The 21,914-nt window shown below is 66.8% G+C and carries 10 protein-coding genes; 3 read left to right on the forward strand and 7 right to left on the reverse strand.

The window, feature by feature from the left end; all coding sequences use genetic code 11:
- Nucleotides 1-117: 117 nt before the first annotated feature.
- The 3 genes from LGN19_RS33390 to LGN19_RS33400 all read left to right on the forward strand — a co-directional run bounded on the left by LGN19_RS33390 (nt 118) and on the right by LGN19_RS33400 (nt 10,569).
- Nucleotides 118-3,603: a GLUG motif-containing protein gene (locus LGN19_RS33390; protein WP_226219509.1), complete on the forward strand. Its 3,486-nt coding sequence runs from the start codon at nt 118-120 to the stop codon at nt 3,601-3,603.
- A 56-nt stretch (nt 3,604-3,659) separates the two neighbouring features.
- The gene (locus tag LGN19_RS33395; RefSeq protein WP_319000675.1) at nt 3,660-6,782 is read left to right on the forward strand and encodes a GLUG motif-containing protein; all 3,123 of its coding nucleotides are present in this window, start codon (nt 3,660-3,662) and stop codon (nt 6,780-6,782) included.
- A 214-nt stretch (nt 6,783-6,996) separates the two neighbouring features.
- Nucleotides 6,997-10,569 carry a GLUG motif-containing protein gene (locus LGN19_RS33400; RefSeq protein WP_226219511.1) on the forward strand — a complete coding sequence of 1,191 codons (3,573 nt, stop codon included), beginning with the start codon at nt 6,997-6,999 and terminating at the stop codon, nt 10,567-10,569.
- Nucleotides 10,570-10,944: 375 nt separating this feature from the next.
- Here LGN19_RS33400 and LGN19_RS33405 read toward each other — a convergent pair whose 3' ends face one another.
- The 7 genes from LGN19_RS33405 to LGN19_RS33435 form a co-directional block, all read right to left on the reverse strand.
- Nucleotides 10,945-13,977, reverse strand: a complete 3,033-nt coding sequence (locus LGN19_RS33405; protein WP_226219513.1) for an ATP-binding protein — start codon at nt 13,975-13,977, stop codon at nt 10,945-10,947.
- A gap of 148 nt (nt 13,978-14,125) precedes the next feature.
- A complete protein-coding gene (locus LGN19_RS33410) occupies nt 14,126-14,785 on the reverse strand; it encodes a response regulator (protein WP_122948614.1) in 660 nt (219 codons plus the stop codon).
- Between the two features lie 455 nt (nt 14,786-15,240).
- Nucleotides 15,241-15,435, reverse strand: coding sequence for a hypothetical protein (locus tag LGN19_RS33415; RefSeq protein ID WP_122948613.1), 195 nt, complete (start codon nt 15,433-15,435; stop codon nt 15,241-15,243).
- Between the two features lie 109 nt (nt 15,436-15,544).
- Complete coding sequence (locus LGN19_RS33420; protein ID WP_226219515.1) at nt 15,545-18,604, reverse strand: ATP-binding protein; 3,060 nt, start codon at nt 18,602-18,604, stop codon at nt 15,545-15,547.
- A gap of 342 nt (nt 18,605-18,946) precedes the next feature.
- Entirely contained in the window at nt 18,947-20,002 is a 1,056-nt protein-coding gene (locus tag LGN19_RS33425; RefSeq protein WP_226219516.1) for a hypothetical protein, read from the reverse strand.
- Between the two features lie 115 nt (nt 20,003-20,117).
- On the reverse strand, nt 20,118-20,945 hold the full coding sequence (locus LGN19_RS33430) for a hypothetical protein (protein WP_122948610.1): 828 nt from the start codon (nt 20,943-20,945) through the stop codon (nt 20,118-20,120).
- A 119-nt stretch (nt 20,946-21,064) separates the two neighbouring features.
- Nucleotides 21,065-21,652, reverse strand: a complete 588-nt coding sequence (locus LGN19_RS33435) for a tetratricopeptide repeat protein (RefSeq protein WP_122948609.1) — start codon at nt 21,650-21,652, stop codon at nt 21,065-21,067.
- Nucleotides 21,653-21,914 lie beyond the last annotated feature (262 nt).

Raw genomic sequence — 21,914 nt, forward strand, 5'->3', positions numbered from 1 at the left:
TCGAGAGGCCGTCCGTGTCGGGAAGAGCGGATCTCTCCACTCTCCTGCGTCGATTCATCAGGCATGCGTACCGATTTCATGCCGGTGAGTCAGCTCAACCACGAGGAAACAACAACGATGAACAAGACCTACGCATTGGTATGGAACAGCTCGCAGCGATGCTGGACCGCGGTCGGGGAAACCGCACGCCGCCGCGGCAAGTCCGCCAGCGGCAAGCGTGCCGCCGTCGCCGCCGCCTCGCTGCTCGGCTTTGCCGCCCTGCCCACCTTTGCGCTGCCCACCGGCGAAGCCATCACCTCCGGCAAGGCCGACATCGTGCGCTCCGACGACGGCCGCACGATGAACATCAACCAGCATACCGACAAGCTCATCACCAACTGGCAGGATTTCTCGGTCGCCGGTGGCGAGCGCCTGTCGTTCTACCAGCCGAACAGCCAGTCGCTCGCGCTCAACCGCGTGATCGGCGCGACCGGTAGCCGCATCGACGGGCAGATCAGCGCCAACGGCCGCGTGTTCCTCGTCAACCCCAACGGCGTGATGTTCGGCGCCGGCGCGCAGGTCAACGTCGGCGGCCTCGTCGCCTCCACCCAGAACCTCTCGGATGCGGACTTCCTCGCCGGCAACTACCGTTTCTCCGGCACGTCGACGCAAGCCGTCACCAACAACGGCACCATCACCGCCGCCGAAGGCGGCAGCGTCGCGCTGCTCGGCGCGCGCGTGGCCAACAACGGCACGATCCAGGCGAAGCTCGGTCGCGTCGCACTCGGCGCGGGCAATGCGTTCACCGTGAACTTCGACGGCAACGGCCTGCTGAACCTGCAGGTCGACGGCGGCGCGGTCGATGCGCAGGCATCCAACGGCGGCCTGCTGAAGGCCGACGGCGGCGAAGTGCTGATGACCGCGCGTGCGGCAGGCAGCCTGCTCGACGCCGTGGTCAACAACACCGGCACGATCGAGGCACGCGGCCTCGCCACGCGCGGCGGCAAGATCACGCTCGACGGCGGCACCGTGCAGGTTGGCGGCAAGCTCGACGCGAGTGCGGGCACCGCCGATGCACCGGCCGGTTCGGTTGTTACGCGCGGCGAGCGCGTGAACGTCGCGAGCAATGCGACCGTGGATACCCGCGCGGGCAACGGCGCCGGTACGTGGGCGATCGAAGCGGCCAACGCCGGTGTCGGCGGCGATGGCGGCTCGATCGGCGCGGACACGCTGTCGCGCAATCTCGGTACGACCAACGTCGCGCTGACCAACACCCACCACGACCTGACGGTCGACGGCCCGGTCGCGTGGACCAGCGACAACGCACTGACGCTCACGTCGAACAACGGCAGCGTGAACCTGAACAAGACGCTGTCGGCCTCGGGCAGCGGCGCGCACCTGCTCGTCAACGCTGCAAACCGGATCAACGTAAGCGACGCCGTGAAGCTCACGGGCCGCAACGCGCATCTCGAGCTGAATTCGACGAACGGCCATGCGTTGGCCAACGACAAGGCCGTCGTCACGCTGTCGGGCGTCAACGCGTCCTATCGTTCGAACGGCGAAGACTACACCGTGCTGCACACGCTCGCCGACCTGCGCAACGTCGACGCGAACCTGGACGGCCGCTACGTGGTCGGCAACGCGATCGACGGCAACAACGCCGGTTTCCGCAGCATCGGCGGCGACGCGTCGTTCACGGGCAAGTTCGACGGCCTCGGCAACGCGATCAGCCGCCTCAACATCACCAATCCCTACGCTGGCACGGTCGGCCTGTTCGCGGTCAACACCGGGCGCATCGCCAACCTGGCGTTGCAGAACATCACGACGACGGCGCTGACGCCGCGCTACGGGATGCCGGTCTCCATCGGCACGCTGGCCGGCTGGAACTTCGGCGAGATCTCGAACGTGACCGCGCAGAACGTCACCGTCGCGGCCAACGGCGTTGCCTACGTCGGCGGTCTGGTCGGCTCGAACTACAGCGGCACGATCGATCGTGCGAGCGTAACCGGACGCATCAACGCGGATCGCGACGCCGCGGCGATTGGCGGCCTGGTCGGTGAAAACGTCACGGTGATGTGGTCGCAGTCGCAGGCGGCCAGAATCAGCAACAGCCGCGCTGACGTCCGCGTCGTCGCCGCACGCGCCGCCGCGACGGGCGGCCTCGTCGGCATCAACAACGGTGTGATCGAGCAATCGTCGAGCGCCGGCAGCATCGTCGCCAACGGCAATTTCGGCAATGCCGGCGGGCTGGTCGGCGTGAACCAGAAAGGCGGCGCCGTCACCGGTTCGTCGTCGTCCGTCATCGTCACCGCCGGTCACAACACCAACGCGGGCGGCCTCGTCGGCCTCAACGACGGCGACATCGACTCGTCACGCACCGACGGCGACGTCGTCGCGGGCAATGCCGGATCTGCCGGTGGACTCGTCGGCCAGAACCGCGGCCGCATCGCGGATTCGCACGCGAACAGCAATGTGAAGACCGGCGCATCGAGCCAAGCAGGCGGTCTGGTCGGCTTGAACGAAGGCGCCATCGCGCAAGCGACGGCCACGGGTCACGTGCTGGCAGGCACCGACGGCGCTGCAGGTGGCCTCGTGGGCGCCAACAAGGGGAGCGTCGATCGTTCGAACGCATCCGGCAACATCACGGCCGGCGTGCGAAGCAACCTCGGCGGGCTGGTCGGCGTCAACCAGAAAGGCGGCGTCATCACCGGTTCGTCGTCGTCCATCATCGTCACCGCCGGTCACAACAGCAACGCGGGCGGCCTCGTCGGCCTCAACGACGGCGACATCGACTCGTCGCGCACCGACGGCGACGTCGTGGCGGGTAATGCCGGATCTGCCGGTGGCCTCGTCGGCCAGAACCGCGGCCGCATCACGGATTCGCACGCGAACAGCAATGTGAAGACCGGCGCATCGAGCCAAGCAGGCGGTCTGGTCGGCTTGAACGAAGGCGCGATCGCGCAAGCGACGGCCACGGGTCACGTGCTGGCCGGCACCGACAGCGCTGCAGGTGGCCTCGTGGGCGCCAACGAGGGGAGCGTCGATCGTTCGAACGCATCCGGCAACATCACGGCCGGCGTGCGAGGCCACGTGGGCGGGCTGGTCGGCCGCAACACCGGAACCGTACTGGCATCGAACGCGGCAGGTAACGTGAAAACCGGTGCGCAATCCGATGCCGGTGGCCTGATCGGTCGCAGCGACACCGGCCGCGTGGCGGAATCGCTTGCGTCGGGAGAGGTGGAAGCCGGCGACGGCAGTGCGGCAGGCGGCCTGATCGGCCGTCTCGGCGGCACCGTCGACACGTCCCGCGCCACCGGTTCGGTTCGTGCCGGTGCACAGAGCCAGGTCGGCGGGCTCGCCGGTCTCAACGCCGGAACGATCACCGGATCTTCATCGAGCGGCGCGGTCTCCGGCGGCCGTTATTCGAACCTCGGTGGATTGGCCGGTGTCAACCTCGGCCATATCGAGCGCTCATCGACGGATAGCCGCATCGCGTTCACGAGCGGCTATGAGCAGACGTACGGCGCGCTTGCCGGTGTCAACTTCGGGACGTTGAGCGGCAATCTCGCAAGCAACAACAGTATCGCGCTGGTCGGCAACAACCTCGGCATGCTGAAGGACTAAACGGCAAGCTGAACGGAGGCCGGCGTCGTATATCACGGTCAGCCGGCCTCTGGACCATGCATCGGTCATGCCACTTAGCCGACGCGTTGAAGTCTGCGCGTCCCTGTGCTTGCTGCTCTTCGGCAACGAACATTGCTCAACGAATTCCGTGCCGAAGATCCGGTAAGCATAACGAAGAGAAGCGTCCGTGGGGATGTTTGGCGTGGTTACCGTCTTCGCCAATCACGCGCTGTGACAGCCCCATGGATGAGCGACCCAACGACGACACGCTCGAAATATTGGCCTGCGCGCGACTCGAAAACGTATCGACCGATCCCGTCGATGAACGATCGATGCACGAAGGAATGCTCGACAAGACACGGCGCAGTACGCAAGTGAAGCCGGACGGCCCGGCGGACAGACGAGCTGTACGCCGCCATGCGGAACAACGGGTTCCGCATCGAATTCATGCATCGATCACGCACGCATCTCATTTTTTTCACGTACTTCGAATCAACCACGAGGAAACAGCTACGATGAACAAGACCTACGCATTGGTATGGAACGGCTCGCAGCGATGCTGGACCGCGGTCGGGGAAACCGCACGCCGCCGCGGCAAGTCCGTCGGCGGCAAGCGCGCGGCCGTCGCCGCCGCCTCGCTGCTCGGCTTTGCCGCCCTGCCCGCCTTCGCACTGCCGTCCGGCGAGGCCATCACCTCCGGCAAGGCCGACATCGTGCGCTCCGACGACGGCCGCACGATGAACATCAACCAGCATACCGACAAGCTCATCACGAACTGGCAGGACTTCTCGGTCGCCGGCGGCGAGCGCCTGTCGTTCAATCAGCCGAACAGCCAGTCGCTCGCGCTCAACCGCGTGATCGGCGCGACCGGCAGCCGCATCGACGGCCAGGTCAGCGCCAACGGCCGCGTATTCCTCGTCAACCCCAACGGCGTGATGTTCGGCGCAGGCGCGCAGGTCAACGTCGGCGGGCTCGTCGCCTCCACCCAGAACCTGTCGGATGCGGATTTCCTCGCCGGCAACTACCGGTTCTCCGGCACGTCGACGCAATCCGTCACCAATAACGGCGCCATCACCGCCGCCGAAGGCGGCAGCGTCGCGCTGCTCGGCGCGCGCGTGGCCAACAACGGCACGATCCAGGCGAAGCTCGGCCGCGTCGCGCTCGGTGCGGGCAACGCGTTCACCGTGAACTTCGACGGCAACGGCCTGCTGAACCTGCAGGTCGACGGCGGTGCAGTCGATGCGCAGGCATCCAACGGCGGCCTGCTGAAAGCCGACGGCGGCGAAGTGCTGATGACCGCGCGTGCGGCAGGCAGCCTGCTCGACGCCGTGGTCAACAACACCGGCACGATCGAGGCACGCGGCCTCAACACGCGCAGCGGCAAGATCACGCTCGACGGCGGCACCGTGCAGGTTGGCGGCAAGCTCGACGCGAGTGCGGGCACCGCCGATGCACCGGCCGGTTCGGTTATCACGCGCGGCGAGCGCGTGAACGTCGCGGGCAATGCGACCGTGGATACCCGCGCGGGCAACGGCGCCGGCACGTGGGCGATCGAAGCGGCCAACGCCGGTGTCGGCGGCGATGGCGGCTCGATCGGCGCGGACACGCTGTCGCGCAATCTCGGTACGACGAACATCGCACTGACGAATACGAAACAGGATCTGACGGTCGGCGGCCCCGTCGCGTGGACGAGTGACAACACGCTCACGCTGACGTCGAACAACGGCAGCGTGAACCTGAACAAGACGCTGTCGGCCACAGGCAACGACGCGCGCCTGCTCGTCAACGCTGCAAACCGGATCAACGTAAGCGACACCGTGAAGCTCACGGGCCGCAACGCGCATCTCGAGCTGAATTCGACGAACGGCCATACGTTGGCCAACGACAAGGCCGTCGTCACGCTGTCGGGCGCCAACGCGTCCTATCGTTCGAACGGCGAAGACTACACCGTGCTGCACACGCTCGCCGACCTGCGCAACGTCGATTCGAATCTGAACGGCCGCTACGTGGTCGGCAACGCGATCGACGGCATGAACGCGGGCTTCCGCAGCATCGGCGGCAACCGATTCTTCACCGGCGTGTTCGACGGTCTTGGCAACACGCTCAGCCGCCTGAGCATCACCAATCCCGGCTACAACGCGGTCGGCCTGTTCGCGATGAACGCAGGGCAGATCAGCAACCTCAGGCTCGCTTCGCTCGTGGCGAGCACGACGGGGGCAAGCTACACGCCGGCGCTTGGCAGCCTCGTCGGCATCAACGCGGGCGGCCGGATCTCGAATGTCGATGCGACGAACATCACCGTCACCGGCACCGGCGGGGAATACGGGATCGTGGGCGGGCTGGTCGGCCGCAACCTCAACGGCACAATCGACAACGTCCGCTTCGCCGGACGGGTTTCCGGACGCCCGGACAGCATCTCTGTCGGTGGCCTCGTCGGCGAAAACAGCGGCGAACGCGCGGTGATTACCAACAGCCGCGCCAACGCGGACGTTTCGCTGACGCATGCCAGCCACATCACGCCGAATGCCCAAAGCATCGGCGGACTGGTCGGCCGGAATGGCGGAACCATCGCGAATTCGTCCAGCAGCGGTCGTGTCGCCGGCGGCGAATACATGAGTGTCGGCGGCCTCGTTGGCCAGCACGACTTCGGCACGCTTCGTGACGTTTCGTCGAGCGCCACGGTCCTGGCCAGCAAGGGCAGCCATCTCGGCGGCCTCGTCGGGTTCAACAACGGCACGATCGAATCGGCGACGGCAAGCGGCAACGTCACAGCCGCCACGGAAGCGATCGCGGGTGGACTCGTCGGTACGAACGGCGCTCGAGGCGTCATCCGGCATGCGTCGACCGACAACACGGTCACGGCGCCTCGTTCGACCATTGGCGGGCTCGTCGGCGTCAACGAGCAGGGCGGCCTAATCGAGCAAGCGTCGTCGTCGGCCACGATAGGCGGCGTCCTCTCGCGCATGGGCGGTCTCGTCGCCATCAACCGGGGCACGATCCGTGCGTCGATCTCACGCGCCACGCTCAACGGCAACCCACTCTTCTCCGGCGGCCTTGTCTGGCTGAACCAGGGCCTCATCCAGTCGAGTTCGACGGCCGGCCCGGCGGTCAATTACCCGACGGTCGGCACGAACATCGGCCAGATCGACGACGCAACCGCCATGCTCGCCGTGAAGTAACCGCAGCACCGGCGCGTGGCGGAGAAGGCTGTCGCTCCGCGGCGCGCCGGGCTACCCGCTCGCCCAGGCATCCGGGACGTGCTCAAGCCAGGCGCGATCCACCTCGGCGAAGCCCGGTAGCCCGAAACCCGTCTTTCAATCCCGCGTAACACGTCGATCAGGCATGCAAATCATTTTTCATGCACATCGAATCAACCATGAGGAAACGACAACGATGAACAAGACCTACGCATTGGTATGGAACGGCTCGCAGCGATGCTGGACCGCGGTCGGGGAAACCGCACGCCGCCGCGGCAAGTCCGCCAGCGGCAAGCGTGCCGCCGTCGCCGCCGTCTCGCTGCTCGGCTTTGCCGCCCTGCCCGCCTTCGCACTGCCGTCCGGCGAAGCCATCACCTCCGGCAAGGCCGACATCGTGCGCTCCGACGACGGCCGCACGATGAACATCAACCAGCATACCGACAAGCTCATCACCAACTGGCAGGACTTCTCGGTCGCCGGTGGCGAGCGCCTGTCGTTCAATCAGCCGAACAGCCAGTCGCTCGCGCTCAACCGCGTGATCGGCGCGACCGGCAGCCGTATCGACGGCCAGGTCAGCGCCAACGGCCGCGTATTCCTCGTCAACCCGAACGGCGTACTGTTCGGCGCCGGTGCACAAGTCAACGTCGGCGGGCTCGTCGCGTCCACCCAGAACCTGTCGGATGCCGATTTCCTTGCCGGCAACTACCGTTTCTCCGGCACGTCGACGCAATCCGTCACCAACAACGGCACCATCACCGCCGCCGACGGCGGCAGCGTCGCGCTGCTCGGCGCGCGCGTGGCCAACAACGGCACGATCCAGGCAAAGCTCGGCCGCGTCGCACTCGGCGCGGGCAACGCATTCACCGTGAACTTCGACGGCAACGGCCTGCTGAACCTGCAGGTCGACGGCGGCGCGGTCGATGCGCAGGCATCCAACGGCGGCCTGCTGAAGGCCGACGGCGGCGAAGTGCTGATGACCGCGCGTGCGGCCGGCAACCTGCTCGACGCCGTGGTCAACAACACCGGCACGATCGAGGCGCGCGGCCTCGCCACGCGCGGCGGCAAGATCACGCTCGACGGCGGCACCGTGAAAGTCGGCGGCGTGCTCGATGCAAGCGCCGCCGAGGCCGGCGCGCCGGCCGGTTCGGTCACGACCCGCGGCGAACGCGTGGATGTCGCCAGCAATACACTTGTCGACACACGCACGGGCAACGGCGCCAGCACGTGGACGATCGAGGCCGCCAATGCGGGTGTCACCGGCATCGACACGACGCCGAAAACGCGCGGCTTCAACAACAATTCGAACATCACCGGCAACGAAGGCGTCGGCAACGGCGGCGGGAACGGGAATGGCGGAAGCGGTAATACAAGCGCATCGAATCCGTCGATCGCCGCAGACACGCTGTCGCGCAATCTCGGCACGACGAACGTCGCACTGACGAATACGAAACAGGATCTGACGGTCGGCGGCCCCGTCGCGTGGACGAGCGACAACACGCTCACGCTGACGTCGGCCACGGGCAACGTGAACCTGCGCCACGCCGTGTCGGCATCGGGGAACGCGGCGCAACTGCGCGTCAACGCCACGAACCAGGTCCGCATCGACGACGCCGTCAGACTCACCGGCGAGAACGCGCATCTCGAGCTGAATGCGAAGAACGGCCACGTGCTCGCGGGCGACAAGGCCGTCGTGACGCTGTCCGGCAAGAACGCGTCCTACCGGTCGAACGGCGAGGACTACACCGTGCTGCACACACTCGACGATCTGCGCGACATCGACGCGAACCTGAACGGCCGCTACGTGCTCGGCAACGCGATCGACGGCAACGGCGCCCGTTTCCGCAGCATCGGCGGCAATGCCGAATTCGCCGGCGTGTTCGACGGGTTCGGCAATTCGATCGGCAAACTGTCGCTCTACAACACCGCGTCGAACGTCGGCCTGTTTGCGGCCAACGCCGGGCGGATCGCCAATCTCGCGCTGCGCAACATCACGACGACGGCATCCGGCGCGCCCGGGTCCGTCGGCACGCTGGCCGGCTACAACAGCGGCACCATTTCGGACATCGTCGCGCAGGACGTCTCCGTCCATTCCCGCGGCCGATCGACGGTGGGTGGGCTGGTCGGCTCGAACCGGGGCGGCAGCATCGATCGCGCCAGCGTCTCGGGGCAGGTCGACGGTGACAGCGAGACGCTCGCGATCGGCGGTCTCGCCGGCGAAAACGTCGATCGGGCAGGCAAGACCGCAGCCATCCGCGGCAGCCGGACGGACGTGCACGTTTCCGTGGCCGGCGACGGCGCGGCGGGCGGGCTCGTCGGGATCAACGCGGGCCGGATCGACGCATCGTCCAGCGCGGGCAGCGTCGTCGCATCGGGCGACGCGAGTGTGGCAGGCGGCCTCGTCGGGATCAACGACGGCAGCGGTGACATCGCGGCCTCCTCGTCGAGTTCCACCGTGACGGCACACAACAACGCGATCGCGGGTGGCCTGGTCGGCATCAACACCGGTGCCATCCACGCATCGCGCGCAACCGGCGCGGTCAAGGTGGGCGACGGCGGCATCGCGGGCGGCATCGCCGGCTTCAACTTCGGCAAGCTCGAAGCATCGACCGCCGACGGTGACGTCGTGGCCGGCCACTTCAGCCAGGCCGGTGGGCTCGTCGGCTCGAACCTTGGCACGGTCGACGCGTCGCGGGCAAACGGCAACGTGACAGCCGGCGACGCCAGCGCCGTCGGCGGCTTCGCCGGCTACAACGGCGGCACGATCGAAGCGGCCGTCGCCACGGGCAACGTGCACGCCGGCAGCAACAGCCAGGCCGGCGGCCTGGTCGGCGCCAACTCGACCCGCATTCACGCGTCCACCGCTCACGGCAACGTGAGCGCCGGCCGGGGTTCATCGGCCGGCGGCCTCGTCGGTGCAAACGACGGCGACATCGTCACGGCATCGGCCGAAGGCGCCGTCGTCACCGGCGACGAAAGCGCCGCGGGCGGCCTCGTCGGCAGCAACTTCGGCAAGATCGATTCATCGCGCGCGTCCGGCAACGTGCGCGTCGGGCGCGACAGTACGGCGGGCGGTCTCGCGGGAACCAACCGTGGCGCCATCGACGCATCCCGCGCCTACGGCGACGTGACGGGCGGCAACGTGAGCCGCGTCGGCGGGCTGGTGGGCGACAACCTCGGGCGCATCCGGCAGTCGCATGCATCCGGCAACGTATCGGCCGCGCGCTACGCCGAAATCGGCGGGCTCGTCGGCCGCAATACGGAAACCGTTGCCGAATCTTCCGCGACGGGCGACGTACGGGCAGACGACCAATCGGTCGCCGGCGGGCTGATCGGCCAGAACATCGGGGAGATCGCGCAATCGCGTGCGACGGGCAGCGTCGTCGCGGGTGCCGGCAGCCGGGTCGGCGGGCTCGCCGGTCAGTCGACCGGGGCCGTATATGCATCCGCCTCTACGGGCTACGTCCATGGCGGCGATTTCAGCTACGTGGGCGGTCTCGTCGGCAAGAATCACGGCACCGTCAAGCGCTCGTCGTCGAGCGGTACGGTTTCCGGCGGCTTGCTCGCGACGCTCGGCGGGCTCGTCGGCGCGAACTACGACTATGTCGGCCAATCGTCGACCACGAGCCGCGTCGCATTCACGGGGAATGCGGGCCAGCGTTACGGTGCGCTGGCGGGCGTCAACGAAGGCGAACTGGTCGGCGACACCGCCTACCTGCGCGATGCGTCGGTGCCGCTCGTCGGCTATCCCATCGCGTCGGCCAATCGCTAAGCGATGACGATCGTGGAAGCGGCCGTTGCTCGTTAGCGGTCCCTCGCTGATCGACCGGGCGGCGACGCCGCATGTACTGATGCGCCCCCGGTCGATACGCGTTTGCTTGATCGATCCTGATTGCGGCCGGGAATCCGGCCATCGCGCTGGCCCGACGACTCTGCGACGTCCACGATGAGCTGCCAGTAACGTCGCTCCGCGGCGGCTCACCTCCGTGCAAGCGCCCCGTGCGTCGGGAGAAGCGTGGCAAACACCGGCGCGCCGCCTATGGCGCGTTACCGGTGGCACGCCTTTCATGCAGGCGTCGCCGCTCCCGATCAGGGGCGGCGACCATTCTCAGGCCCGCGCGGGCGCACGTGTGACCCGCTCAACACATCAATCCTGAAGCCGTGCCAGCGCACGATCGACCGCGCCCTGGAACGCCGGCCAGAGACCGTTCAGCGCCACCGCGCCGCCCTCGACGACCGCAGCCTCCGCCTTCGCACAGGCATCGCGCATTTCCGCGTCTCCGGCCAGCGCAAACCCGCCGTGCATCGAATGCAGTTCGAGCCTCATCGAATCGGTGTCGCCGTTCGATCGCGCCACGGCAAGCACCGACATCGATTTGAGCGTCGTCGCGTGCAATGTTCGCCGGATCTCGTCAGTCATGACCGACACCGCCAACGCCCCCGGGCGCCCGCCCGACTCGGTCCCCGCCTCGTCTCGTGCGACAGCAGCGCTGCCATTCCGCCGCAACACCGCGTCGAGCACGTCGATCGACAACGGCTTGAGCACGACTTCCACCGCCCCCACCTGCGCACAGCGGCGACGATCCTCGTCGGTCGCATGCGCGGTCATCGCAATCACCGGCACCTTCGCCCCCTGCTCGCGCAGGAAATTCGTCAGCGCGAAGCCGTCGAGCTGCGGCATGTTCAGATCCGTCAGGACGACGTCGAACGGATTCTCGAAGAACGCACGCATCGCCTCGACACCGTTCTCGACGATCGTCGCATCGTATCCGAGCGCGTCGAGCTGATCCCTCAGCAGCGCGCGGCTCGCCGGATGATCCTCGGCCACCAGCACGCGCAGCGCCGGCATCTCGTCGCGCCGTGCCAGCGCACGCTCCGCGTCGCCGGCCGCGTCCGCTTCCCGGCGCTCATCCGGCCAGCCGGCTGACGCGTCGGGCAGCGACAGCCGCACCACGAACGTCGAGCCTTCGCCGACCCTGCTCTCGACCGTCAATTCGCCCTGCATCAGCCGCGCGATGCGGCGGCACAGCGGCAAGCCGAGCCCGGTGCCACCGAATCGCCGATAGATCGACGGATCGGCTTGCATGTAGACGTCGAACAGCGTCGGCAGCGCTTCGTCGGGAATGCCGACGCCCGAGTCGCGCACGGCGATCTCGATGCGACCGGTGCCTGAGTCGTCGCGCGCCAGCCGCGCGTCGATCGCAACAACGCCCTCCTCCGTGAACTTGATCGCATTGCCGACGAGATTCGACACGAGCTGACGCAGCCGCGTCGGATCCCCCATGTATCCGTCAGCCAGTTCCGTCGCGATATGGCATTCGAGCGTGAGTCCCTTCGCTTCCGCGAGCGGCCGGAAGATCGCCGCGACCTCCCGCAGCACACGCTTCAGATCGAACGGAATGTGCTCCAGCGCCATCTGGTTGGATTCCGCCTTCGACAAGTCGAGCACGTCGTTGATCACGCGCAGCAACGCATCCGACGACGAGACGATCGTCTTCAGGCGGCGCCGCTCGACCGCCGGCAATTCGGCCCGCTCCATCAGTTCCAGGTTGCCGACGATCGCATTGAGCGGCGTGCGGATCTCGTGACTCATCGTCGCGAGGAACGTCGATTTCGCCTTGTTGGCGTCGTCCGCGGCTACGCGAGCTTCGCGCAGCTTGTCCTCGGTCAGCTTGCGGGCCGTGACGTCGGTCAGCGTGCAGAGCAGCACGTCGACGCCGCGGAATCTGGTGCGGACGATGTACGCCGCGAGATACGTCGTGTCGTGACCGGTGCGCTCGACCGCCAGTTCCTGCTGCATGACGAAACGCCGCTCGTCCGCGCCGGCCCGTTGTCGCTCGCGACAGGCCTGCCAGATACGTTTGCCGAGCGGGAGCCCCGATACGCCATCGTCGTACGCGAGCGCGGCGTCGTTGCGCACCATCGTTTCGCCATCGGCGGCCGACAGCAGCAGCAGTCCGGCCGGCGCGGTGCGGATCAGCGTCCGGTTGAACGCCTCGCTTTCGATCAGGCGGATCGCGCGCCGGTTTGCCGGGCGCAGCGCGCGACGATCGAACAGCACGATCGTGGCCCAGATCAGCGCAATGCCGAACAGCGCGATGCCGAGCGTCACGCTCGCGCGGATCCGGATCGCTTTCACCACACTGCGCCACGAGAAGCTCGTCACCATGACGAGGCTCGAATTGGGCAGGCGGTCGCTGACGACGAACCGCGTGTCGACCCGGCGTACGATCACGTGCTCGCCGAACGGATCGCGTGCGCCGGCCAGCGCATGCCCGATCATCGCCGGATCGCGCAGGTTCCCGAACACGATATTCCGGCGCGCATCGACCACGGCGACATCCTCGTCGTCCGAGTCCGGCGACATGACGTTGCCGAGGTTGAACGTGCCGTTGAACACGATCCAGCCGAACGGCCGCCCGGCCGCGTCGTCCAGCCGCCGGGCGAACCGCACGACCGTGCGCCCGACGATCGGATCGAAGCGGCGATCGAGCATGAACGTGACGTCCTCCATGTCGGGCTTCTGCTTCGCCGCACCGGTGGGCATCAGCGCGGCAATCAGCGCCTTCACGTCGGTATCGGGCGGAAGCGCACGTGCGCGCGCGACGAGCCCTTCGCCCTGCACGGCGAGGAACGGGGCGTCGAGCCCGATCACATAGCCGCCGAAGGGCTCGGCATCGGCCGGCTGTGGCCGATATCGCGTATTCGCGCGCATTAACCCGAGCGCGGTCCCGAGATACCGTGCATACGATTCGGCGGGATGGTCCGCCCCGATCCCGGCCACCAAAAGGATCGGCTCCCCGCCGCCGTCGGTCCGCAGGGGCAGCCAGCCCTGCTGCGCCGACAATGCCCGCATCGCTTCCGGCGACGGTCGCAAGTCCCGATTCCAGGCCTGTTCCACCCGGTTCCCGAGGTTCAACAACATCCGGTCCGCACTCTGCTGTGTCGCATAAAACACGGCTTCGCGCTGCAGAAACGTCGAACGCGCCCGCGAGTAGTAGTCCTGCACGTCGAGCCGCAGGAAGAGCGCCGCGCAGACGAGCATGAACAGCGTGACCGCCGTGCCGCCGCCGTACAGCAAAAGCTCCTGCTGACGCCGGATCCGATACGGATCGAACGCCTTGTGGCCGCTCACGGGCCTGGCCGCGTGCGACGCGAATCTTCTCAGTTTTGCTGGCATGGATCGTTATCGGCAGCGCTCGATGCCGAAGCGCCGCCTTTTCCCCTGTCAAACGGCTCGCGCCGCGGGTTTGCCGGTGACGCGTGCACCGGCTGGTGGCCAAGTTGCCCCGCCGCGCGACTGGCGTTGCGTGCGCGCTGACAGCGGGCTACGGACTTTCCGGCGGCGTGTCGGGCAGCTCGCCTTCGTCCGCATACCGGATCAGATCGGCGTCGCGAACGATTCCGAGCTTCTTCATCGCGCTCGTTTTCTGCGAACTGATGGTCTGCTTGCTGCGATGCAGTTGCGCGGCGATTTCGCCAACCGTATAGCCGGCGCTGAACAGCCGCACCACCTCGATCTCGCGTGTCGTCAGCGGGCGGGCCGAATCCGGCGTGCCGCTCGACTCCAGCAACTGCTTGATATGCGGCGACAGGTAGTTGGCGCCGACGTACGCCGCGTGCACCGCGCCGACGAGATGCGAGATCGCATCCGACTTGCTCAGGATGCAGCCGACACCCTGCTTGCGGATCGCATGCAGCACACTGGGTTTATCGATCATCGTGATCGTCACGAGCTTCAGCGCCGGATAGCGGCGCTGCAGGAACGACAGCAGCACGAGGCCGTCGCCGAACTTGCCGCCGGGCATCACGTAGTCGACCACCAGCACGTCGCTCGGTTTCTCGTCGAGCGCTGCCACGAGATCGGTCGAATTGGACACGGAGCCGATGAACCGGATCGTGCTGCTATCGGCGAGCGCCTGCGACATCCCGATCGCGGATGACGGGTGGTCATCGGCCACCATCACACGCACAAAGAATTCATCCATCGTCCCATTTCTCCCCGAAGCTTTTGATCGCGCATCCGCCGACAGCCGCAGGATGCGGGCAACCGTTCCGGCTCCGTTCCATCCAGCCGACAGGCCGTCGATTCGACCCGTCGCATTCGACACATCGGAGAATGCAAGTGCGACTCGATTTTAAGATAAAACGCGGGCAAGACCATGAGCATTGGCCGACAGGCCGAAGCAGACTGCATGTCGCGTCGCGCTGCCGCATGCCTGGCGTGACCGCGCCGGCCGAACGCGTACGGGCGTTGCCAATCGGCATGCACTTCCGGGCCTGCGCCACGCATGGGAGCGAGACACGCGCCAACGCACGCGGCGGCTTCCCGGGCCGGCACACCGCATCGCACCTCGCCCCGTCCCGCCCCCTTGCCACCGCAGTCGCTCGCGCAGTAGCGAGCCTGCCGCGCATCGACCGCTTGCCAGTATCCGGATCGTCGTTATGGTCGGTGGACACCCTCGCCCGATTCGCCGCGCTCCTCGACTGCCTGCTTCCATTCGCTGATCGCGCGCCGCTTCTGCATCGGCGACATGATCAGGAATTCGTTCATCCTGCCTAGAAAGTCCTTTCTGGATTTCTCGGGAAGCGTAGAGAAATCGAGCAACATTACGAAGACTTTCACCATGTAGCGCACGATCTTCCCCTCCTCTCACCTGATTGATCCGCTCCGCCGTTGCCGATGCGTCGCGCCGCCTTCCATTCTTCGGACCGCGTCGTCACCGCCCACGACAATCGACACGCATTCATGTCGTGCCACCGTGTGCGAAACGCGCGACGTCCTGTTCTTGTATTCCCGCTCCATGCTCCGACGCACCACGCCGTCGAGCGATGCCGGCCAACGCGCCACGCAAATGCGCGAGCGTTACCGGTCTGGTCAGCACGCAGCCGATTCCCGCGTCCGCATACCGACGCCTGTCGACGGGCGCGAGATGCGACGTCACGACCACCACGTCACAGCCTGCTCCGACATCGCGCACGGCGCTCGCCAGCGCGCAGGCCGACATGTCCGGCAGCTCGGCATCCACCAGCAGCACCCGCCATGCACCGGTGGCCAGCAGGTCGAGCGCCGCTTCGGCCGACCTCACCGTCCGGACCTCGCAACCCAGCACGTGGAGTTGCTCACGCAACAGCGTGCTGCTGACGGAATCGATGCCGGCAAGTGCCACACGCCATGCGCACGGGCGAACGGCTTCCACGTGCGTGCTCGCCGGCAGTCGCGCGGCAAGGTCGCGGGTGTCGGGCATCGCCTGCGCGAGTGCAGTCTTGAAGCCACCAAGGGCATAGCTCGACACGCGTATCGTCCTGCCCGCCCGATACGCTTGCGGCGGGCCGTCCGGCGTAGCGAGCACGACAGCACAGTCGCCGCCCAGGCTGTCGAGCTCCGCGCGCGACCAGGCATCCGAATCGCCGAACAGGACGATCGCGGCGGCCCGCGCACGACGGTCGGCCGGGATCCGCGCGGGGCGTTCGTATGCGTCGACGTCGAAGCCCCATGCATGCAAATGCGGCAGCGCGAAACGCTGCCATTCCGTACGCGCGACGACAACCAGCGGCGCGCGCGCGTCGCGCGCGGAACGCGTATCGAGCGGCACGACAGCCATCCCGAGCGGCACCGTCAACGTGAAACGGCTGCCGGTGCCCGGCATGCTCGTCACGTCGATCCGTCCGCCCATCGCGACCGCGAGGCGATCGCACAGCGCGAGCCCGAGCCCGGTGCCGCCGTAGCGGCGCGTGATCGACGCGTCGACCTGCGAGAACGCCTTGAACAACTTGTGCCGATCGGCGCCCGCGATGCCGATGCCGGTATCCTCGACCGCGATCGACAGCTCGGCATCGCCGCATCCGGCCGACGCGACCGACACGCTCACGAGCACATGCCCGCTGGCAGTGAACTTGATCGCGTTGCTCAGCAGGTTGCCGAGCACCTGCCCGAGCCGGGTCGGATCACCGCGCATCCGCTGCGCGTCGCTCGCGTCGAATTCGCAGAACAACGACAGCCCCTTCGCCTTCGCGACCGGCGCGAACGCACCGAGCGTGCGCTCGATCACGCTGACCACGTCGAACTCGATCGCTTCGACCGTCATCGCGCCTGCTTCGATCTTCGAGAAATCGAGGATGTCGCTGACGAGGCCGAGCAGCCCCGACGCGGCTTCGCGCAGCGTTTGCACGCGGCCGTGCTGTGACGCATCCAGCGCGGAACGGTCGAGCAGTTCGAGATTGCCGAGGATCACGTTGAGCGGCGTGCGGATCTCGTGCGTGATCGCCGCCAGGAACGACGACTTGGCCGCGTTCGCCGAATCGGCCGCGCGCACCGCTTCCTCGAGCTGCTGAACGAGCTGCCGCCGTGCCGTGACGTCGGCGACCGCGACGATCAGCACGTCGATCTCCTGATACCGCGCGCCACAGGCGCTCACCTCGAGATGCAACGGCACCGCGCCGGCATCCGCATCGGCCAGCACGACATCGGTCTGCAGCGTGCCGCCGCCCGCGCCGCCCGCGATGAACGCGTCGTAGCGCGCCACCGCCTGCGCGGACAGCGTGCGATAGTCGCTGCCGAGCCGGGCGAGCATCTCGGCCAATGCAGGGCTGACGAGCATGAAGTGTCCGTCGGCGCGCGAAATCAGGCCGAGGCCGATCGGCGCCGTCTCGATCACGCTGCGGCACAGCGCTTCGCTGTCGAACACGCGCTGCGACCGGGCATAGACGGACGCGAACACGCGGCGATGGAAGCGTACGAGCAGGATCCACATGATCGCGATGGTCAGCAGCGACGCAACGAGCAGCAGGCTCGCGCGCCACGCGACGTTTGCGATGACGTCCGTCCACCGCAGCGCATACGCGAGCGTCCAGCCCGTCGCATCGAGCTTGCCGTGGAAGATCACGAAGCCGTCGCGGAACGCGGCCTGCTCGGGCTTCGAGCGATCGCGCGACACGTCGAGCGCCAGCAGGCGGCCGACATGCGCTTCGTCGGCGGCCACGCCCGGGCTCGCCACGACGAGGTGGTTGTCGTCGGTCGTCACGAAAAACACGCCGTCGACCCGATGCTCGGGCAGCCACGACAGCAGATACTCAGGGTCATATTCGGTGACGAGCACCGCGAACGGCTCGCCGTCGACCTGCGCCGGTGCGGCGATCCGGATGCGCGCGGCGCCCGAAATCGGATCGATGAACGGCGGCAGCCAGTGCACGTGCGGGCGACCGGTGGTATCGGCCACCTGCGCCGGGCTAGTGCCGAAATCGATCCGCAGTGCGTCCATCACGCGCGCGCGGCCGTCCGATGTAGCAAGCGCGCCGCCGCCGGCCCCCGAATCCGGCACGAGCCCGAGCAGGCTCGTGCGCGTGCTGTAGTGATAGCCGACGAGCGTCTGCCCGCGATTGATCGAGCTCGCCGCGCAGATGCGCGCCAGCAGCACGGACAGCGACAGGTAGCGGGCCACCTCGGTGCGATCTGCGGGCTGCGTCGATACGCCGAACACGACCGACGGATAAGGCTTGATCGCAGCACGCTCACCGTCTGCGTAGAACGCATCGATCACGCGATCGGGCGCCGGCTCCGTTTCCCGCCAGATCAGCTGCGCATTGGTCACGCCGTTGCGGAACGACGTCTCGCTCACCTTGATCTCGTTGAGCGTCTGCACCATGCCCGTCAGGAAATTGTGCCGCTCGCCGTCGAGGTAGCCGTACACGATCGAACCCATCCCGAGCGCGCAGGCGATCAGGATCAGGATCGTGACGACGATCCCGCCGCCGAACACCGAGATGTTCTGATAACGACGAATGGACTGGAGCGGGCTGTAAGGCATGTCGCTACGCGACGATGCCGGATGCCGGCATGCGTACGTCTCCGGCTCCGGCTTCGTGCAGGGAGGTGGCTCAGGACGATTGGAGTGCCACGATCATGCCAAACGACTTGCCGAAAATCAGTCCGATATGAACGGTTTAGTACATGTCCAATATGATTGGAAATAATATTTGAACTTGTACGAAACTTGAGCGCCCCATCCAGTCGTTGGGGGGCAGGATGCGTGCATGATTGCCGGATCGGCGCCGGACGAAAGAAAACGGGGCGGACACCGTCTGCCCGGTGCCCGCCCCACTTCGTAAAAAACGGACAAGCGGCCGCGCGACGCAGCCGCCTCGCTCGCTCAGTTCTGCGTGAGCGGATTCAGCGTCGTGCACAGGAAGCCCGTGCAGTTCGCCGGCTTGAAATAGAACGACGCCATCACCGGCGACGACGTGCCGAGCGCAAGATCGCCGAGATACGCGTTGCCCTGCGCGCCGAGCGTGTTCGACTGCTGGACGAAGCTGGCGCCGGTCGTCTGGATCGCGGCCGACTGATATGTAAAGGTCGGCGACTGCGTCTGGTCCTTCACATAGACCCACGAGATCGTGCTGCCGAACAGCATCCCGCCCTTCGCACGATAGCCCTTCGCGCCCTCGCTGTTGGCCTGTGCGATGAAATCGGCGACGGTCGTCGTCGGCACCAGCGCATCGTACGTATAGGTCGCGTTCGACGCGTTGTTCTTCATGTACACGTTCGCCTGCACCGATCCCACCATCATCGGCCCGAGGAACCAGTAGCCCGACTGGCCCTGGCCGTTCGCCTGCGTGAGGAATGCATTGGTGTCGGCCGGCAGCCCGGTCGTCGTGTACGTATAGGTGGCAGACGAACCGCCGTCCTTGCGATACAGATAGCCGTAAGTGAGCGGCCCTTCGTAGCGGTAGCCGCTCGCGCCCTGCGCGTTCGCCTGGCTGACGAAGCCCGTCATGTTGGCCGGCGCCGACTGCAGCACGTACGTGTAGGTCTGCACGGTGCCGTCGCTCACGAAGATCGACTGCGAACCGCCGTTGCTCGCGCTGTAGTAGTAGTCGCCCAGATAGCGATAACCCTTCGCGCCTTCGCTGTTGAGCAGCGTCAGGAAGCTCGCCTGATCCGTCGCCGGCGGCTGTGCGTCGTAGCGCAGCGTCAGCGTGCTGCCGCCCGAGCCGCCCGAGCCGCCAGAACCACCCGTGCCACCCGTGCCACCCGTGCCACCCGAAGCGCCGCTTCCGGTCCCGCCCGAACCCGTGCCGCCGGCTCCACCACTACCGCCGTTGTTGCTCGTCCCCGATCCGGCGCCGGACGCCGCGGGCGAGGAATCGTCGCCGCCGCAAGCGGTCAGCGCCAGACAGGTCAGTGCGATCAATGCAACGGCTTTCATCGGGATCACCTCAGTGCAAGAAGGACGAACGAAGCCGGTACGCGCGAATCGTGCCGCGCGCACGGACAGTCTCGAATCAGAAGTCAGCCGGCGGCGCACCGCCGGCCCGGGAGCATCAGTTGACCTGGAGCTGGCCGCCGCGGCCGAGGCCGCCCTTGACGTCCTGCGCCTTGTAGCTGCGCAGCGCGACGACCATCTTGTTGTACGCGTCGATGAACGCGACGACCGTCGCCTTGCCTTCCGGCGTCGCGGAGAAGCCGCCGAGCGCACCGCCCACGCCACCGCCGAAGCCACCCAGCGCCGCGCCGTAGTTGGTCGCCGTCGAGCTGCCTTCCGACGCCGCGATCTGCACGGCCGAGCGCACGTCGAACAGCGTCAGCGTGACGACCGACGCCTTCGTCTGCAGATGGCCGGCCACCGCCGCCACCGCGCTGTTGCCGATCAGCCCGCCGATCATGCTGCCGATGCCGCCGACCGGCGAATCGTTGATGACGATCTGCGGTTCCATGTAGTAGTCGGCCGCGACACGCTGGCCCTTCTGCTGCTTCGAGCCCGTGCGGTACTCGCCCGAGTTGCGCTGCAGCTGCGTGATGCGCGACAGGCGCGCGTCGCTCTTCTGGTTGCCGATCGACGTGATCACGAAGCAGTTCGACTGCTGGACCGCCAGGCGCAGCAGCGGGTCGATCGTCGTCATCTTGGTGGCGCTGCCGAACGGGCCCCACCAGTCGGCGTTGCGGCCGTCGTCGACGGCGATCGTGCCGAGCGGCGACGCGCAGCGCTGCAGCCCCGAATCGGCGCCGGCGCTCGCGCCGCCGGCCGCCGCGCCGGTCACGCCGGCGTTCTGCCCGCCCGCGTTGACGATGCCGCCGCAGCCCGCGACGGATGCACAAAGCGCTGCGACCAGCGCACCTTGAGTGAGACGTTGGGAAAGGATGGTCTTCATGTCGTTATCGATCGATAGAGTCGTTGTTCGGCTTATGTGTTCGTGCGAACTTCGATAAGCCCCCCGGCTGGCGCGCGATGGTGGTCTCCCCGCGGCTGCCCCCGTTGCTTCAGGCCCGGTCAGTAGTACCAGTACGTCTGCTGCCAGACGCCGTAGTACGGATAGCCCGAGTACCAGTAGCCGTAATAGCGGTCACGCCATTCCGTGCGCCATTTCCAGTCTTCTTCGTCTTCCTTCTTGGCCTGGCGGGCGAGCTCGAGCAGCTTCTTCGACTCCTTGTCGCCGCGGCCGGCCGCGATCGACAGCCACTTCTCCGCTTCGCGCGGATCGGAGCCCATTTCCTCGAGGCCGAACAGGTAGAAACTGCCGAGCGCCTTCTGCGCCTGCAGGTCGCCGCGTTCGGCGGCCTCGCGCATCCACTTGAGTGCCTGGTAGCTGTCCTGGCGCACGCCGTCGCCGCGGAAATAACGCAGGCCGAGGTCGTAGGCGGCCTTCGGCTGGGTCTTCGCGGTCTGCTTCAACGCAGCGATGCGCGGATCTTCACGGTCTTCCGAATCGTCCCTTTTTTGATAGGACACCTGATCTTTAGGACGGTCAGAGCAACCTGTGTCGTCGCAGATCCGCACCGTGTTGCTGGTGATGGACGGATCCTGCGCGCACGCGGCCAATAGCAACAGCAGCCCCGGTGCGAGTAAACGGCGGTACATTGTTACCTTCCTCATGTTTTATTGGCGCCGCAATTCTTCGCGCTATCCCACCCCCGCGAGCGCGCACCCGGTGGCGCGCGGCGCGGCGGATACAATCCGCCAACGCCGACACGCACGCCTAGGCTCTCTCAGGTTCTCGCTTCGAATCGTTCAGTCACTGCTTCTTTGTTGTCGCTTTTCGCTGTACCGACTGTTGCCGGCATCGATCTCCAAACATGACGCGACAAACAATAGTGACGTGGTGAGCAATAATAATGGAGAA

It is taken from the genome of Burkholderia sp. AU30198 (genome assembly GCF_020419825.1).
Classification (GTDB): Bacteria; Pseudomonadota; Gammaproteobacteria; order Burkholderiales; family Burkholderiaceae; genus Burkholderia.

Bases quoted from the DNA above. Each gene is read 5' to 3' on its own strand.
- LGN19_RS33420 (WP_226219515.1), bottom strand. From the start codon at position 18,604: ATGCCTTACAGCCCGCTCCAGTCCATTCGTCGTTATCAGAACATCTCG.
- LGN19_RS33390 (WP_226219509.1), top strand. From the start codon at position 118: ATGAACAAGACCTACGCATTGGTATGGAACAGCTCGCAGCGATGCTGG.
- LGN19_RS33410 (WP_122948614.1), bottom strand. From the start codon at position 14,785: ATGGATGAATTCTTTGTGCGTGTGATGGTGGCCGATGACCACCCGTCA.
- LGN19_RS33395 (WP_319000675.1), top strand. From the start codon at position 3,660: ATGCATCGGTCATGCCACTTAGCCGACGCGTTGAAGTCTGCGCGTCCC.
- LGN19_RS33400 (WP_226219511.1), top strand. From the start codon at position 6,997: ATGAACAAGACCTACGCATTGGTATGGAACGGCTCGCAGCGATGCTGG.
- LGN19_RS33435 (WP_122948609.1), bottom strand. From the start codon at position 21,652: ATGTACCGCCGTTTACTCGCACCGGGGCTGCTGTTGCTATTGGCCGCG.
- LGN19_RS33405 (WP_226219513.1), bottom strand. From the start codon at position 13,977: ATGCCAGCAAAACTGAGAAGATTCGCGTCGCACGCGGCCAGGCCCGTG.
- LGN19_RS33425 (WP_226219516.1), bottom strand. From the start codon at position 20,002: ATGAAAGCCGTTGCATTGATCGCACTGACCTGTCTGGCGCTGACCGCT.
- LGN19_RS33430 (WP_122948610.1), bottom strand. From the start codon at position 20,945: ATGAAGACCATCCTTTCCCAACGTCTCACTCAAGGTGCGCTGGTCGCA.